Genomic DNA, 16,275 nt, shown 5'->3' on the forward strand with positions numbered 1-16,275 from the left:
AAGAAAGACGGGGGTAGCGATGCGCAAGGACAACAGCGATTTTAGTACCGCCTTTGTGTCGGAAGCGGGCTCTTACATAGACAACCGGGACTATTTTGCATTCATGGAGACGGACGACATGGCCTGTTATGTCCTCGCAGACGGTCTGGATTCGGATCAGGAGCTGCGCAGCGCAGAAATGGTTGTCAAAACGGTGCTGGAAAACTTCATGGAGAAGCCTTCCATGTCCAAACGGCGCTTGATGAGAGATCTGCGTGAAGCGCAGGAATGGCTGCAATTTGAAAGCCGTCGCGTTCGGCTCAAAGCCAGTCTGCTGATGGTAGTGACCAACTATAACAAAATGGTGTATGTTTCGTGCGGTAATGTGCGGCTATATCATTTTCGCAATGGAAGGCTTAATTTTCGCAGTAAGGATCATAGTCTGGCTCAGTCATTGGCAGATGATGGACGCATTCCAGACGAAGCGACCAGCACACATGAGGAACGAGGTAATCTGCTGGAATACTTGGGAAATCCGAATGGAGTTCATGCCCATTACGCCAAAAAGACCCAGCTTGCAGATGGAGATGTAATCCTGCTTGCCACCTCAGGGATGTGGGAGGACGTCGAGCTGGCGGAAATGCTGGGGGCGCTGGAGGAAGCGAAGGACCCGGTCATGCTGACGGACACCTTGGAAGAGGTTCTGCTAAGCAAACAGCACCGGACGGTGAATAATTACACGGCTGCGGCCATTTATGTAAATAAAGTTTTTCAGGAAAAGCCTAAAAACCGCCGCAAGTTGATCAAACGGATTTTGATTGCGTTGCTTGTCTTTATTGTTGTGGGCGGGGGAGCATGGATTACGCTGGCTCGTATGGCTGCGAATAAGGCAGCTGCACTGGAAACGATGATCGAATCAGCTCAAGCCGCAGATGATTATGCAAGGACAGGAGATTATGCGAAGGCGCTCAAGTCCTACAGCGAAGCGAAAAACGCGGCGGTTAAAATTAACGATAAGATTCATAAGCGACTGTATACAGCCGAGCAGAAACTATCTCAATTGCTGGTGGACGGAGACGGCTACGTGGAAAAGGCGGACTTTACCAAAGCTGAAGCCAGCTACGAGAAAGCACGGAAATGCGCCGGGCTATATCCACCGTTTAATGTGAAGGATATTGAGCATAAAATCGACCAATTGGACAGCTATGCCGAGACAGCGAGCTGGATGAAGGACGGAGATTTAAAATTTCAGGGCGGCGATTACACGAATGCGCTTAAGCTATACAAGAAAGCAAACAAAGCTGCGATGGAATCCGGTTATACGTCCGCGCAAAAAGAACTGGAGAAGAAAATTACCGAGGCCAACGATAAATTGACAGCTATTCAGCAGCAGCTCAAGGAGATTCAAGCTGGCAAACTTCAGGCCAAAGGGGATCGGATGATGAAGGATCTCGATTATGAAGGAGCCATTGATGCCTATAGCGGGGCACAGGAAATTTATCAGGAGATCGATAAGCTCGAAAGTGTTCTGGCATTGGAGCGGAGCATTGCCAAGGCGGAGGAAAAGCAGAGCGCGGAACAGCAGAAAAATGGTCAGCTTCCTGCTGGATTGGGATTGTCTGATGGAGCATTGAACGACACGGACGCAGGGGACACAGCGGGTGGAGCTTTATCTTCCGCTGCTGCAACCCCTGCTGCAGAATCGCAAACGAAGGCTGCGCCAACGGCTTCAGCGGGAACTACACCCGCGAAGAAGGAAGCCTCTTCGGCTGCAAAGAGCAGTGGTACAGGCGATGGAACTGCCCCTTCGGCCAAGGTGGATACCAACAAAGAGCAAGGAACTGCTGATTCCGCTTCTAAAGCAGCAGGGGCGTCTGATTCAGAGAACCAAGATCGGGCTGCTGCGAACGGAGGTTAAGTTTTTCATGTTCAATGAATGCTGGAGCCGGAAAGGAGTGAGACGTCGTGAAAGAGCTGGTACAGGACCGTTTGAGCAAGATGGACGATTTAGAGCAGAGACGTTTACTGAAAAATATGATGGCGGGGGTATTTATGAACCTCGTCGAATATCAGGAAGAAATGACCCGCCAGCTAGAACGGCGGGTATTTGAGGAAATTGAGAATACGGAAGAAAAGATTGATGTGTACGTGTCATTGACATCGCGTGAGGACTATGACCCAATTCATGAATTTTTATATCCTGTGTTACCGTCTGATACGGAGGAAAAGCAGATGGACATCAGCCGTGTGGCAGAGGTGGTACGCGAAGGCGGTGCGATGCCGCTGTTTACGCTTTTTCTTGAGATGGAGACCGAACGTATCTCAGCGCTGGTGCGCAGCAAGCGAATTTTCTCAGGAATGTTGGTCACGGAAACCGGCAATTATCCGATTCGTTTTCGTCTGGAGCATAACCGTTCTTATATTTTGGAAATTGAGCAGTTATATCACACGTTTATGCAAAATGGTATGCCATGGAAAACAATTAATCACCCGTACGCTTATAAGTTTGTGGACTGTGTATTGATTGGTGGAGACGGCGAGCCGGCCGCCCATGAAGAAATTCATGAAATTACAATTTCATTGGAGGAATTCGACGTTTTTAAGAAGGGCGACGTTTTTCCGCTTTGGAACATTGAAAGGCTATCTCTAAAGAACAGCGGTTTTCCTATACCCGCTATGGATCGTGTGAACTATGAGCATGTGCTGCCTTTGCGAAAAACAGGTCCTGAGCATGGTTATTTGATTGATGGGACTGAAGGCGATATCCGGTATATCAAGCGTACAGAAGAGGAACTGACGATTGTCACACCACGTGATAAGTCTGGCGAATGGAATGTGTTGAAGGTTACGAAGCCTGTTACAACGAGACTTAGTCGTCAGACTTATCCGTTATTGTCCAATCGGCGACAGGACAGCTTTTTGGGCCGCTATGCAGGAAAACAGGCCGTGATTGTCCGTGCCAAGGCGGAAATCATGCGCATCGTAAACTCGTTTGAAGCAGCGCAAGGGCTGGAGCTGGAACGTGTGGACATCTGGGGAGGCGCAGGGAGAAATGATGTAAGCAACCTTGTAACCAAAACCCAGACATATCCGTTAAATCCGTTTGTCAGCGATAACGTACGGACAGAGGAAGGCAAGCAGATCATGCGTTTGGGGTTCAGACGTGGTTCTGACGATGTTTTGCCCACCGCGCCTGCTTATATTTTATCCGATTTGATGAGCTTTCTGGTATCAGAAGTGCAGATGTATTTTCCGGAGTACAAGTGTGAAGGAGAATGGGTGTGAATTACGTCTGGGATTTGCTCATGCGCGCGAGGGAACAGGGGCTGGATGTAGATAAATTCCGCTTCGTACCCGCTGTCAGCTACTCTCCGTATATGGAGCTTAGTCTGGCAGAGTTGAATACTTCCCATTTGGAGCAGGTAGTGGAAATCAATCCGTACTACCGCTTTTATTCTATTTTTCGGGATCTGTTTCCACCGGATGCTGAAGAGTATCTGGAGCTGAGAGAATCGCTATTTGATATTATGATGCATTTTCTGGCGGAAATGGACTTGTATCAGGGGATGAATCGGCGGGAGTACCATATCCAGTTTGTTCGGCGTGATATTGCAGAGGGCATTTTTGGCCTGAAGGTAAAGGAAGGCTTTGGACAATTAAACCGTGAGGATCAGGACGCGATTGCTGAAGGACTGCTGCGCCTGTATGAGACGGGAGAAGCCGTACATCTACTAAAAGAAACGATGCGGCGCGTCTTTCATCGCTCAATCATTTACACCAATTGTGAGGAAAAAGACGAACTACTCATCTATATCGGCCAAGAGGAGACGCCATTGTCACGGATTAAAGTGGATTTGATTCTGGATTTGTTTCTTCCGGCACGTTTTACGACGGAATTGTATTGGACAAGTCATTTCGGCATTTTAGAGGAAGATCCTACGATGAAAATAGACGCTATCGCCCTCTATTAAGGCTAAATGGCTAAGAAAGGACATGTGAACGATGAACGGACCCTATACATACAGGTTGCTAGACCCGCTCACCGATCGAAAAAGCATACGCTTCACGGCGAAATACACGCGGGCGGAATTGGAGCAAATGACGACCTTTCAGTTACGCGGGATATGCGATAAGGAACGACTGGTCGAGGGCTTTGCCAATCGCCTGGCACGTGAAGAATTGATTCGCGTGATTTTGCGATTTCGGAGTGCGGAGGAGCATCTACTCATCACAAGGCCGAATCCTGGTGGTTTTGAACGCATGGAATCGGCACTACAGCGAAACTGGAACGACCGTCGGCAGGAGAGCAGCGGTATCCGGGTTCCCGCTAAAATCACGCTGTATCAGGGTGTACGCACAGGTCGCATGGACAACTACCGGATCGAATCCGATTTGCCTTGGCTGAGCTCATCTAATGTGCTGCTGGTGAATGCGACAGGAGAACTGTGCGGTGTTTTGAATTTGGTGAAGGATGAGGGACGAGCAGGCGTATATTATCTTTCTCGTCATCGCGACGCTGAACTGCGAGAGACGTCCAATCATAGTTATAGCCTGCTATTTCTGCGAAGACAGGAATCAGAATATTTTTATAACCTCTACTATGGAGATAAGCCAATGCTGCCGCTGAAGCTTCAAGGTCACCGGGTTCCGGTGGCAGAGCTGATCATTCGGGGCACGGAAACAACAGATGCGGTACTTGCGATTGATTTTGGCACCTCGAACACCACAGCAGGTGCCTATTTGGATAGTTCCTACGTTACGGCTCCTGATACAGGTATGAGCAGCACGGTAAGGCTGAACGCCATCAATTATGTGTCATTCCCCGGCCCAGAAGGGGCAGAAGGCGACTGGATTGAAGTATTGCCGACTGCTATTCGCGTCGCAGACTGCTCCAATCCAGAACATATCCTTTATGTATTTGGGGAGGATGCACTACGTGGATCTGACGTGGCAGGCAGCCGTGCGACAGTATTGCGGGGGATCAAGCGTTGGGTCAACGATTATAAGCGAATCGAGGAATTAATGGATTCCGAGGGGAATACGGCAACTGCTTCCCGCAGCGATATTTTAGCTGCTTTTATCCGTTATGTGATTGCTACAGCCGAGCAGCAATTTAAGTGTCGGTTCCGCAACCTGCACTTTTCTGCTCCGGTCAAGCTGCAGCCCCAGTTTATAGAGATGTTTAGCGATATTTTGCCGGATTACCAGATTGAAGCGGAGGATGCGTTGGACGAAGGGCTGGCTGTGCTGTACAACACGCTGGCAGACCAGATGGAACGAGGGACTTTTGCGGACGGTGAGGAGTATCAGGCACTTGTCATTGATTGTGGAGGAGGCACGACAGATTTGTCTTCCTGCCGATTCCGAATTGAGGACGGACGTATTGCTTACAAGCTGGATATTCACACAACGTATGAAAATGGGGATACCAATTTTGGTGGAAACAATCTGACGTATCGGATTATGCAGTTTATGAAAATTGTATTTGCAGGTTATTATGCTGCCGAGACTCGTTTGCCTGACACCGATATTGATGCCCTGATCGGCATTCCTTCGGGAGATTTATACCGTCATGTGGATGAGTTTGGTGTAGATGCTGTATATGCGGGACTGGAGGAACGCTACCGTGAGGCAGAGGCCATCTTGCCCACCGCGTTCAAACAGTATGAACATGCTACACGGGATGAATATCAGCGGGTACTGAGTAATTTTCATCTGTTATGGAGCGCGGCAGAAAATATGAAAAAGGAATTTTTTCTGCGTACGGGAATCTTACGCAGCCGCTTCGAATCCGAGCAGGTATTATCTGCTGAAAGCGACCTGAACATTGCAGTGATGGACCGTTGGCTGGTATCAGTCATCGAGAACGGACGATTTCGTGATGAATATGGGTTGCCTGATGTGGTGTTTAACATTCGGGAGATACAGCAACTTCTTAAGGCAGACATCTACAATATTGTGCGCAAGTTTCTGGATGAGTTTTATCTGGAGGGGCGCTTGCAGGATTATTCGATTATCAAGCTAACCGGGCAGTCCTGCCGGATTGACGTATTTCGCGAAGCACTCAAGGAATTTGTACCGGGGCGCAGTATTGAGTTTCGTCAAAAGGCAGAGGACCTCAGCAGAGTACCTGAGTTGAAAATGGCCTGTCTGCGCGGGGCTATCCGTTACCTGAACGCTAAAAAAATGGGCACGATTGAGCCTGTCATTACCAATCATATTCCGGCTATTCCGTACACGGTCAGCGCATGGACGCATACGGGACGCGAGAAGGAGCTGATTGCGAGTTTGGAAAGCAACCGGGTACGCGGTTCTATTTCCCGGCCGTCTCATGCGGCTGAGGTAGAGTTCTTCCTAACGGCCGACGGCGGCAAGCTGCGTCAGCGTCATGTGTACCGTAGTCGGCCAGAAGCTTTTGAACCCATGCCGTATGAGGAAATTGCCGTGCTGTACGGGCGGGATATCCCGCAGGATGATACGGACTCCATCCGTAATGGGGAAACGAAATATTTTGTTTTTGTCGGAGATAGCCGCTGGGGCTTTTATGTAGTCCCGATTACCCGCCGAGATGAATTGCTGCATCTGGGACCCAAACGCTTTTTTGCTTTCGAAAATGATCTCTCCGAGCTGGATTTCTTTGACGGCACGAAATAGTAAATTAAGGATTTCACAAAATGCTGAAATCAGAAAAGTACACAACACTTGGAGGGGATAACGTGCTGTATGCAGGTTTTTGGAAGCGAACTTTGGCTTATATCATCGATAGCCTTATTGTATGGTTTGTATTTTTAATAATTGGATTGATCTGGCTTGTGATTCGGACCTTAGGGGATTGGGTACCGTCTCCGGCAGAAAGCTCTTTGCTCTCAGATGGATCGACTTATATTTTTACAATGAAAACAATAGGACAGACCTTGCTGAATTGGGGAGCTATATGGCTATATTATGCGCTTATGGAATCGTCCAAATGCAAAGCAACGGTGGGCAAGCTGGCTCTCGGCATCGTTGTGGTAGATGAGTTTAACCATAAGCTCAGCTTTGGACGTGCAAGTGCACGCTACTGGAGTAAGCTTCTATCAGTCATCATTTTGTTCGTCGGTTTTATTATGGCAGCCTTTACGGCGAGAAAACAGGCCCTCCACGATCTGATTGCCCGTACCTATGTTGTGGACAAACGCGAGCTGGACTATATCCTTCGTGAGCAGGCTGATCGCGGAACCGGGATGTGATATTTAGGTTGGCACACAGACTCAAAGATTCTGATGAACAGCAGGCTTTAAACAGGAGGAGCAGCAGGATGTACGCTGGTTTTTGGAAAAGATTTTTAGCCCATTTGCTAGATTATACTATTTTATTTGTGACTATTCGTTTGATTGATACGTTGCCGTTTGTGACGATAGGGTTTGTCTCTGCGTTCGTAAAAATGCCGAATTTTTTGGAGTTTGTTTCACACTTAGACGATGTGTCGGTGAGAATTTTGGGAGCTATTATTATTTTTGGCCCTCTTTTATTGGATTGGCTTTACCACACCATCATGGAATCATCAAAATGCAGAGGAACGGTCGGCAAGCTGGCTGCGGGGCTTGTCGTTGTGGATGAAAATAATGAAAAAATATCTTTCGGACGGGCCAACGCCCGCTACTGGGGTAAGATCATTAGCTTGGTCACTATATTTGTCGGTTACATCATGGTGGCCTTCACAGCGAAGAAGCAGGCGCTGCATGACAAAATCGCTTGTTCCTATGTGGTAAACAAAAAATGGCTCAATTACTCGGAGTATATAAAGCTTAACTCACAGATTCCAGAGGTGACTGTTCCGGCTCCTGCGCCCGGCGTAAATCGGTTGTCCGTTCCCTTGAATAAAGAAGAGCAGTAATGACGTCGCAGAGCGAAGAGAGGAGGAAACCACATGTTAACCCATATCGTGCCGAAGTTTGAGAAGGGCCGTATTCTAAAAACCGAGATGCTGGAGAACCTGCGAGACTACCCACGCAGTTTTCTGGATATCGGGTATCAGGATTTTTCGGATGGTATTATCACCGGAATGAACGTAACTGTCGGGGAGAACACGCTGACCATTGGTAGAGGCATCGTGAAGCACAAGGATAGACTATACCTGCTGGAGCAGGAGCAGGAAGTGCCGTATGCGGCCACGGGGCGGCTATCGGTGTTGAAGTTGCTCTTTTTGGAACAAACAGATCGCCCGGATTTCACAGCCCATCATGCAGATATCGTGCTGGAGGATGAGGCAGAGATCGGTCTGGATAAGATGGAGCTGGGCCGATTCAAGCTCAAAGATGGAGCCGTGCTTCGCTCGGATTATCAGGATTTTGCCGACATGGCAACCGAATTCAATACATGGAGTGATATTCATGCTCCTTTTGCGGGTTTGAAGCAGAGTACATTGCGCCCAGAGACGATGCGCTACTTCGCATCCGAGCTGCTTAAAAGTGGTGCAACAGATCCGATGGATTGTATGTTTGCGCTCATATGCCTGAACTCAGAAGCCGTAGACAGAGTTTCCATTCAGCATTACATTGCAAACCGAAATGGTGCGGAATACAGAGATTATTCTCATGCTCAGTTGCATAGACAGCTAGTTCTTATTCTAGAAGGCGCCGGACGTGGAAAACGAACAGCAGGCCGTTGGCAGGGCGGCGGCGCCGGACGGATGATTGTGGATTAGAAAATCAGGTAGAGGAGTGTGCATTATGAAATATGAGGATGAAAAGATTTTGGATCAGCTCCGCGAGATGGAGAAGCTGAAGAGGCCTAACGATATTTTAGCAGGACCCATAATCATTGACGGTCAATCCTATGTGTTTGAAGAGCGATCTTTTTTTAAAGATCGGCTGAAAATGCATGTGCCCTCTATCTTTAGTCCAATGCCCAAGCATTTGCAAAAGATTAAATATCCTCATGAGCAACGTCCAGAAATGATTTTGACGAATGATTTGGGCAGTGTGGATGTTACCCTGAATCGGGTGGACCAGACGCTACAAGATGAATGGGTGGAACAGCTCACTTCTGGCATGAAGGCAATGATGAAAAATATGAATCCTGCCCATGTATTTTATGAAGAAAAAATACAAGAGGTACATGGTAAGCAGATTGGCTATTTTGACTTTAAAAGTCCTGCGCTGGACCAGCCCATCTACCACAATATGTTCTACTTTGAGCTGGAAGGAAAGACGGTCATGGGAACATTTTGTTGTCCGTATAAGCAGTATGCTGAATGGCGGGATGTCGCCCTGCAGATGATTCGTACCATTCAAACGGTTGACGAGGCAGAAAAGGAGGGATATGAATGAGTAACCCCATTTACACCACAGCAGATGTTCAGGTGGCCCCTTATCAGTTTCAGCGTGTATTAAGTATCCATCTCATTAAACAGTTAAACGAACATGTGAGCTTCTGCATACGTGGAATTGTTTCGGAGGACAAGCTGGATCAATACGTAGAAAAAGCAGATGAAGATGAGCACATCGAAGTCTTCTTAAAAAGTGAAGGCAAGGAGATCCGGTTTTTTCAGGGAATCGTCACGAATATTGCTGTAAAAGCTGTAAACGGAGTACGCGAGCTTACGATTGAGGCTAGCAGTGAAACCTTAATGATGGACATTCGCCCCAAACGTCGTTCATTCCAAAAAACAGCGGAATCATATAACAATCTATTTTCGCATGTTACAAGTTCATATACTGATGCAGAAGTGATTGATGAGGCTTCTCATGGCGCAGCTATCGGTGAATTATTAGTGCAATACAATGAAACAGACTGGGCTTTTGTCAAAAGAATTGCATCTCGGCTGCATGCTGCTTTAATTCCAATTACGATGCAACAAGGACTGAAATATGTGATTGGTGTCCCCCATTCTAGTGCCCCTCAACCGCTGAACGAACATAACTATTCCATAAAAAAAGACTTGAAGGAGCACAAGCTCATGTCCCGTAACGGACTGCCGGAATATGGCGAGTCTAACAGTTTGAGCTATGAAGTGACCAGCAACAAAGTGCTAGAGCTCGGTAGCTCTGTCATTTTTCATAAAAGAACGCTTTACATAGCTAGGGCGGAGACGACCACAGAAGGAAATCTGATTGTTAATCGTTACATTTTACGGGATGCACATGGGTTAAAATGCTCAACCGTCTATGCCTATGATCTGTCAGGAGCCTCTCTGTTTGGCAAGGTGATTGATATTTCCAAAGAAAAAGTGAAAATCAAGCTGGAAATTGATCAAGGCTCGACTGCATCCGGGGCTATGTGGTTTCCCTATTCTACGGTTTATTCTTCTCCTGATGGCAGCGGCTGGTATGTTATGCCGGAAGCAGGGGATCAAATTCGTCTGTACTTTCCGGATGAACGGGAGCAGCATGCTTTTGCCGCCAGTTCTGTCGATCTTGCCTCCTCTGATCCCGTTAAAAGAAGTGATCCTGCGGTCAAAAGTATCAGCACCAAGTACGGCAAACAAGTCGTTTTCAAGCCTGGTGCAGTAGAAATTATCAACAGTGGGCAAATGCTCATGCGCCTCACGGATGAAGGCGGGATCGAAATTAACAGTAACAAAAAAATAACCCTGTCTGCTCAGGAGGATATCCAAATTACAGGTGGAGCGAAAATTATTATGGAGGGGAAAGAAGGCGTGAGTTTTATTCAATCCGGAGCCAAACTCGACATCATGGACGATGTGAGATTAACCGGGGGTAAGGTGAACATTGAATGAAGCTCATGGATCGGGATGCTGCGTTGCAGGATTTGCTGGAAAAGCACGTATTCACGGAATGGATACATGATTTGGCTCTTATTGAAAACAACTTTCTGACGCGCCAGCAAGCCATTGAAGACGAGCTTATAGTAGCTTTAGAGTCGCTATGCCAGCTCGCTACCCTTCAGCATGAGCAAGGTCGTAAGGGGGATATTCGATATATTTATATCTCCTTACTCAGAACTCGTGTTATGAAAAATAAAGCGGTTTATCGTATAGATGCCTATGATGAAAATTGGTTTCTGGATGAGACTGAATGCGCTGTGGAATGGTCGGCAGACTTTGTTTTCGAGCCTCTGTTCAATCGCATGACTAAGCTGGAACAGCTTAAATCAGATTATGCCCGTAAGATCACAACGATGGATATTGAACAAATTCAACAAATTGAGGCGGTTAAATATCATCTGCTCACTGTTGAGTTCTTGAAAAGCCAGATGCCAGTTTTTATCGCTTCCCCTTCGTTAGAAAGGATGCCAAAAGCAAATGCATGCACGATATTTGCTGGAGAATATCGAGATGATAGCGAAATATTGTGCCGTTTTACGCGTAGTGAGAGAGCTGAGATACGAGAGGGGGAATCTTCATGGATTATTTCCTCTTAAAGCAGGATGTGCGGTATACCAATGTTCCTACGTTACAAAAGGTGATGGAAACGATTGATCCGTGGAAGCTGTATGATTTGCAGCCGGAGGATATTGTCAAACCATTGATGTTTCACGTGAAGGCAGATGCAGAAAGTATTTTTATTGATTATCTAGAAGGTCCCATTCCTCTTATTTCAGATGCTTTAAAGCGTCTTGTCCAGGCCTATATGCCGGATCTGCCATTGAAATTAACCATACTTACACAGATCGAACAGAAGATACAGAAGAATTACTATATTCCTTTTATGGAGCGGCTTGCAGCAGTACATCCAGAAAGCGAATGGAATTTGGATCAAAGTGTGTTTCGAAAGCTGGTATTACGTGCAGATGCTATTCGGGGCCACAAGATATTTAGAATCCAGGAGAGTGCTACCTCGATGATCATTGTCCGTTTAGACGTGGCGGAAAGTATATTGCGCCGTGATTATACCGGGATCGCTTTGGAGCAAGTACAGGTGAAATAGGGAGGGAAAGGAAACATGTCAGACAATGAGTATTATGTCGTACGGGGGGCCTGTATGCGTTGCACTTGCGGGACCCATCCTCGAAAGATCAATTTGCCGAACAGCCACGGGGCTTTTGTTAATGGTAAACCCATGATGAATGAAGGAGATTATTCTCCTGAGAATGTCCCTCATTTTGGAATTTGTAACAGTCCGGAACAGCCGAGTGCCGAGACTATATATCTGATCGCCGAAGATGGCTCCACAATCTCAGGAAAGCCATGCATGCCGATGCTGACGGATAAGTGGAAAAACACAAAAGAACAGACAAAGGTGGAAGGCCAGCCAGCCTTGACGACCTCTTCATTTCAGACTTGTTTATATCATGGATTTATCGAATTTCATACGAATGGCCAGCAGGAGGAGTAGCTGGAAGGGAGGTTTGAAAACATGATAGGATATGATCAGATTCGAATAGATTCCCCCTACCCCATTCAGGTCTTAAAGGATGTTCAGATCGAGTGGAAGCCGAGTGAGCATGGGCGTATTATACTCACAGGCATTTGTAAGGAGTCGAGTCATGCCACGGCTGCGCTAGATGCGACCTCAGAGGATCAGTTACATGTGTATGCGCAGAATGGACAAGAGGAAATCAGCTTATTTAAGGGTGTCGTCCATACGGTGGAAGTTGAGAACCATAATGGAGTATATACACTTACCCTGGAAGGAATTAGTGGCTCATTTGAGCTGGATATTGTTAAAAGAAAGCGGTCTTTTCCTGAGGAAAAACAAACATATAAACAGTTAGTGCATAAGCTTGCTCAAGGCTATGAGCGAAGTGATGTCTTGTTCCAGACCGGAGAGCAGTCGGTAGGCGAAGCCATTTTACAATATGATGAAACCGACTGGGAGCTTATGAAACGGATGGCGAGCCGTTTACATACAGTGGTGGTCAGCGACATATGGGAGTCCGCCGCACCGAAGCTGTATTTCGGCATGCCAGCTGGCACCCAGCGAACGATTCGGAAGGATACGCCTTATACGGCAAGTAAAGATTTAAAGGGCTATCAGCGGGCAGGCGGAACGTCAGCCGGGCTACATGATACCGACTTTTTCAAATACGAGATCGAAAGCGGAGAACGGTATGCTCTTGGAGACGAGGTGCAATTTCGCCAGAAAAAGATGATTGTAACTGAATTGCGAAGCCGCATGGAAAAGGGGCATTTGCTATTCAGTTATGTGTTGGCCCGTGCGGAGGGTATTCGCAGCGATTTCATCCCCAATCCCAAAACGATCGGAATTTCTCTGGAAGGAGAGGTTCTGGCGGTACGGGGAGAGGAAGTGAAGCTACGGCTGGCGATTGATAAGGATGATGGAGTATCCGAGCCGCATTGGTACCCGTTCGCTCCCCCAACGGGAAGTGCGATGTACAGTATGCCGAAGGTGGGAACACAGGCAAGCCTGTATTTTCCAGATGCGTCTGGTTCCAGAGCAATGATTTTGGGTGCGATTCGTACAAATGGAGACGGTTGCGCGAAAACGAGTAATCCCAATGATCGATATTTTGGTACGGAGCATGGAAGTGAGCTGAAAATGGCACCGGGTCGCATCCATATCATGGGTGATCCGGGTGGGACATTGCAAATGAGTCTGGACGATGCTACTGGGATTGAAATAACTAGTCCCAAGAAGTTATCGTTAGAAGCAGAGCAGGAAATCATTCTGAATACGCCGAAGAAAATCATTATTGACGGAACCAGTCAGGTCATGGCGTATCAGACGGGAGGAAGCACGGGGCTTTCGGTAGAAAACGAATACCACGTGTTGGGAGGAAACGTCTGGGCGGACGGTAGCGACCGAACTGCATACCCGCCGTTTGATGATGAACCGAAGGAAGGCGAGCCACCTCCACCGCCGCCACCCCCTGAACCGTTTAACTGGGGCAAGCTGGGGATGAATATTTTGGGCGGTTTGGCGGTTGTGGCAGCTGTAGCCGTGGTGGCGGCCATTACGGTAGCGACGCTTGGAGCGGGTACGGTGGTCATTGCGGCGGTAGCCGGAGGAGCACTGCTTGCAGGCGGCTTGGGCGTAGCGAGTTTGGCGGCATCGGATATCGCCCGAGGGGAAGTGAGCGACTTTAGTGACTATGCCCTGACCGGCTTAAAAGAAGCGGGGATCGGGGCAGTGTCTGGAGCGATCTTTGGTCCACTCGGTGTAGGAGGAACGTTGCTAAGAAAAGCAGCGATCGGCGGTGTAACAAATGCCGCGGAAAATTTGGCGAGTCAGGTGCTAAGTGGTGAAAAGATCAACTGGGGCTCAGTAGCAAAAGACGCAGGACTGGGCTTTGTCACCGTGGGCGTACTGGATTCCAAAGTAGGCAAGGCCATCGGCGGATTCGCGGAAAAGGTAAGCAGCAAAGTTACACCGCAATGGATTAGCAAAGGTGTAGATGCGGTCGGGGCAGGCTTTGGTAAAGCTGTAACCAAACTGGAGCAGACCGGCAGTAAACTGGGTCAGAAGTTCAATGAGCAACTAAGTAAAATGGCAGACGGCCTCAACCCCGGTAAGTTGGCCACAGCCAACGGAGCGCCAGTTCCGCACGTTAATAAGATGGACAGCGGACCACTTCCACAGACAGATGTGCAGAAGAATTACAACAAGGTCATGAAGGAAATGGAAGAGAACTCGGCGAAGAAGGTTGAGGGGCCAGTAGGAAGTAAAGAAAAAGTAACTGTTAAGAAGTATGGTGAGTGGAAATATGATAAATCTGGGAAGCAAAAGCATCACCTTAATCAAGATGCTGCATTTAAAAAAGATGGGAATGGCAAACAGGTAATCCCGTCAGATGAAGGATATACTATCGAATTAGAGGGCAATGCATTTAAGGATGTTGGTTCACCACATTTTATGGCACATAAAACTATGGAAGAATTTTTTAATAGATATAGAAAAGGGGATAAAAAAGGTTTAATTCCTACAAATGCTGAATATAACGTAGCGTTATATAAATCGTTGAGAAAGGCCGGATTAACCGAAAAACAAACCTTAGATGTAGTGGAGAAAGCTAGAAGCCAACGGTTAAAATATGGTTTACAAGATGATGATCCAATACCAAAAATACCAGGACAAATAAATTCTATATATAAATATTTATTTCAAAAAATAAAACTAAACTGAGGGGAAGAAAATGAACGAAGTAAAGGATTTTTACGATAATACAATATCTAAAATTGACTTTTTCAGTAACTGTGGGGATGCTATTAATGCTACACTCAATGTTAATGTTACGCAAGTACGTAACTGGGTTGATGTTGAAAAAAAAGTTAATTCTACTTGGGATAATGTTAGACTCCAAATAAGAAATCAACTAACTTCGACTCTACATGAGAATTGGCGAGAAGAATACAGACAGTGGAATAATATTACTATGGAGGCTAAATTATTACTTAAGGATGGAGTCCTTAAAAATATTTCTACATTTATAGAAAGAAATAAATTAAACAATTGTATATATGAGAGCGTTGAGTGGGATTTGCTTACTGCAATGATGGAATATGCATATAGCACGTATGTAAAACCAGGCTTTCATACAGAATTGTTGGAAATATATAATTCAGGACATATACCTTGTGGTTGGAAAGGGAAGTGGCCTCAAGGAAGCCTATTGGTATTCTAACAGCCTATAGGAGGACTTCAATACAAAGAGATTGCTTATAAGAGGAAGTGATAATATTGGATATAAATAATCAATTATTAGAACATTATAAGAAATACATTGGTGAGCCAGATTTAATAAATATAGAGACCGTTTCAGAAAGTCTAAATATAAACTTAATCATTTTTCGAGCAAACGACCAAAGAGACTTTCATACTATTATAACGTCAGGAATGAGCTTATTACCTACACAAGTTTCAGAAGATAATAAAGATTGGGAATATACAGAACTTATCATGTATCTTCCGGCATCATGGCCTGTGGCTAAAGAGGATATTAAAGATTTTAAAGATTATTGGCCATTTGGTTGGCTAAGAAAACTTGGCAAGTTCCCGCATGAAAGAAACACATGGTTTTGTTATGGAGACACTATACCTAATGGGGATCCTCCAGAACCAATTGCAAATGACAATAATTTCACTTGTATGCTATTATTACCTCCCATTCGTGAAGATGAAGGATTTAGCTCGTTAATGTTAAGTAAAGATAAAAAAACAATACAATTTTTAGTTGTTTGTCCAATATATCAGGAAGAAATGGAATTTCAACTATCAAAAGGTTTTGGTGCTCTTCTTGAAAAGTTTGATGAATACAACGTAAATGATATTGTTGAAGTTAATAGATTAAATGCATGTAAATAAGGATATTAATAGCTAATTAAAGAGAGCAAAAATAACAGATTGTGAAATGAAGTTACTCAATTAATTGACTCCAAAAATTATAATTAATCTT

At 46.1% G+C, this 16,275-nt stretch carries 15 protein-coding genes; all 15 read left to right on the plus strand.

All coding sequences use genetic code 11. The features are described 5' to 3' along the window. Positions 1–19 precede the first annotated feature (19 nt). The 15 genes from NLX74_RS10900 to NLX74_RS10970 all read left to right on the plus strand — a co-directional run bounded on the left by NLX74_RS10900 (position 20) and on the right by NLX74_RS10970 (position 16,184). Positions 20–1,897 carry a serine/threonine protein phosphatase gene (locus tag NLX74_RS10900; RefSeq protein ID WP_254328716.1) on the plus strand — a complete coding sequence of 626 codons (1,878 nt, stop codon included), beginning with the start codon at positions 20–22 and terminating at the stop codon, positions 1,895–1,897. Between the two features lie 47 nt (positions 1,898–1,944). Continuing rightward, on the plus strand, positions 1,945–3,264 hold the full coding sequence (locus tag NLX74_RS10905; protein ID WP_103049361.1) for a normocyte-binding protein: 1,320 nt from the start codon (positions 1,945–1,947) through the stop codon (positions 3,262–3,264). Further along, positions 3,261–3,950, plus strand: a complete 690-nt coding sequence (locus NLX74_RS10910; protein ID WP_254328717.1) for an iron-dependent peroxidase — start codon at positions 3,261–3,263, stop codon at positions 3,948–3,950. Before NLX74_RS10905 ends, NLX74_RS10910 begins: the two co-directional genes overlap by 4 nt. Before the next feature lie 31 nt (positions 3,951–3,981). Next, positions 3,982–6,633: an Hsp70 family protein gene (locus tag NLX74_RS10915; protein ID WP_235308898.1), complete on the plus strand. Its 2,652-nt coding sequence runs from the start codon at positions 3,982–3,984 to the stop codon at positions 6,631–6,633. Between the two features lie 62 nt (positions 6,634–6,695). Further along, positions 6,696–7,208 carry an RDD family protein gene (locus NLX74_RS10920; RefSeq protein WP_367997040.1) on the plus strand — a complete coding sequence of 171 codons (513 nt, stop codon included), beginning with the start codon at positions 6,696–6,698 and terminating at the stop codon, positions 7,206–7,208. Between the two features lie 68 nt (positions 7,209–7,276). After that, positions 7,277–7,855 carry an RDD family protein gene (locus NLX74_RS10925; RefSeq protein WP_254325073.1) on the plus strand — a complete coding sequence of 193 codons (579 nt, stop codon included), beginning with the start codon at positions 7,277–7,279 and terminating at the stop codon, positions 7,853–7,855. Positions 7,856–7,888: 33 nt separating this feature from the next. Then, positions 7,889–8,665: a DNA and RNA helicase gene (locus NLX74_RS10930; RefSeq protein ID WP_254328719.1), complete on the plus strand. Its 777-nt coding sequence runs from the start codon at positions 7,889–7,891 to the stop codon at positions 8,663–8,665. Positions 8,666–8,690: 25 nt separating this feature from the next. Next, positions 8,691–9,290, plus strand: coding sequence for a hypothetical protein (locus tag NLX74_RS10935; protein WP_254328720.1), 600 nt, complete (start codon positions 8,691–8,693; stop codon positions 9,288–9,290). Then, positions 9,287–10,699 (plus strand): phage tail protein, encoded by a 1,413-nt coding sequence (locus tag NLX74_RS10940; protein ID WP_254328721.1) that lies wholly within the window; start codon positions 9,287–9,289, stop codon positions 10,697–10,699. Before NLX74_RS10935 ends, NLX74_RS10940 begins: the two co-directional genes overlap by 4 nt. Further along, positions 10,696–11,343, plus strand: coding sequence for a hypothetical protein (locus NLX74_RS10945; protein WP_254328722.1), 648 nt, complete (start codon positions 10,696–10,698; stop codon positions 11,341–11,343). Before NLX74_RS10940 ends, NLX74_RS10945 begins: the two co-directional genes overlap by 4 nt. Beyond that, on the plus strand, positions 11,325–11,849 hold the full coding sequence (locus NLX74_RS10950; RefSeq protein WP_254328723.1) for a hypothetical protein: 525 nt from the start codon (positions 11,325–11,327) through the stop codon (positions 11,847–11,849). The genes NLX74_RS10945 and NLX74_RS10950 overlap by 19 nt, the downstream gene beginning before the upstream one ends. Positions 11,850–11,864: 15 nt before the next feature. Next, positions 11,865–12,257: a DUF4280 domain-containing protein gene (locus NLX74_RS10955; RefSeq protein ID WP_254328724.1), complete on the plus strand. Its 393-nt coding sequence runs from the start codon at positions 11,865–11,867 to the stop codon at positions 12,255–12,257. 21 nt (positions 12,258–12,278) lie between these two features. Beyond that, positions 12,279–15,005, plus strand: a complete 2,727-nt coding sequence (locus tag NLX74_RS10960) for a hypothetical protein (RefSeq protein WP_254328725.1) — start codon at positions 12,279–12,281, stop codon at positions 15,003–15,005. Between the two features lie 10 nt (positions 15,006–15,015). Continuing rightward, positions 15,016–15,504: a hypothetical protein gene (locus NLX74_RS10965; RefSeq protein ID WP_029515665.1), complete on the plus strand. Its 489-nt coding sequence runs from the start codon at positions 15,016–15,018 to the stop codon at positions 15,502–15,504. Positions 15,505–15,560: 56 nt separating this feature from the next. Further along, positions 15,561–16,184, plus strand: coding sequence for a suppressor of fused domain protein (locus NLX74_RS10970; RefSeq protein ID WP_254328726.1), 624 nt, complete (start codon positions 15,561–15,563; stop codon positions 16,182–16,184). Positions 16,185–16,275: the final 91 nt, after the last annotated feature.

It is taken from the genome of Paenibacillus sp. MZ03-122A (assembly GCF_024213325.1).
Taxonomy (GTDB): domain Bacteria; phylum Bacillota; class Bacilli; order Paenibacillales; family Paenibacillaceae; genus Paenibacillus; species Paenibacillus polymyxa_B.

What these genes read in the sequence shown, in the direction of transcription:
- NLX74_RS10900 (WP_254328716.1), top strand. Translation starts at nt 20, where the DNA reads ATGCGCAAGGACAACAGCGATTTTAGTACCGCCTTTGTGTCGGAAGCG.
- NLX74_RS10915 (WP_235308898.1), top strand. Translation starts at nt 3,982, where the DNA reads ATGAACGGACCCTATACATACAGGTTGCTAGACCCGCTCACCGATCGA.
- NLX74_RS10925 (WP_254325073.1), top strand. Translation starts at nt 7,277, where the DNA reads ATGTACGCTGGTTTTTGGAAAAGATTTTTAGCCCATTTGCTAGATTAT.
- NLX74_RS10930 (WP_254328719.1), top strand. Translation starts at nt 7,889, where the DNA reads ATGTTAACCCATATCGTGCCGAAGTTTGAGAAGGGCCGTATTCTAAAA.
- NLX74_RS10935 (WP_254328720.1), top strand. Translation starts at nt 8,691, where the DNA reads ATGAAATATGAGGATGAAAAGATTTTGGATCAGCTCCGCGAGATGGAG.
- NLX74_RS10940 (WP_254328721.1), top strand. Translation starts at nt 9,287, where the DNA reads ATGAGTAACCCCATTTACACCACAGCAGATGTTCAGGTGGCCCCTTAT.
- NLX74_RS10945 (WP_254328722.1), top strand. Translation starts at nt 10,696, where the DNA reads ATGAAGCTCATGGATCGGGATGCTGCGTTGCAGGATTTGCTGGAAAAG.
- NLX74_RS10950 (WP_254328723.1), top strand. Translation starts at nt 11,325, where the DNA reads ATGGATTATTTCCTCTTAAAGCAGGATGTGCGGTATACCAATGTTCCT.
- NLX74_RS10955 (WP_254328724.1), top strand. Translation starts at nt 11,865, where the DNA reads ATGTCAGACAATGAGTATTATGTCGTACGGGGGGCCTGTATGCGTTGC.
- NLX74_RS10960 (WP_254328725.1), top strand. Translation starts at nt 12,279, where the DNA reads ATGATAGGATATGATCAGATTCGAATAGATTCCCCCTACCCCATTCAG.
- NLX74_RS10965 (WP_029515665.1), top strand. Translation starts at nt 15,016, where the DNA reads ATGAACGAAGTAAAGGATTTTTACGATAATACAATATCTAAAATTGAC.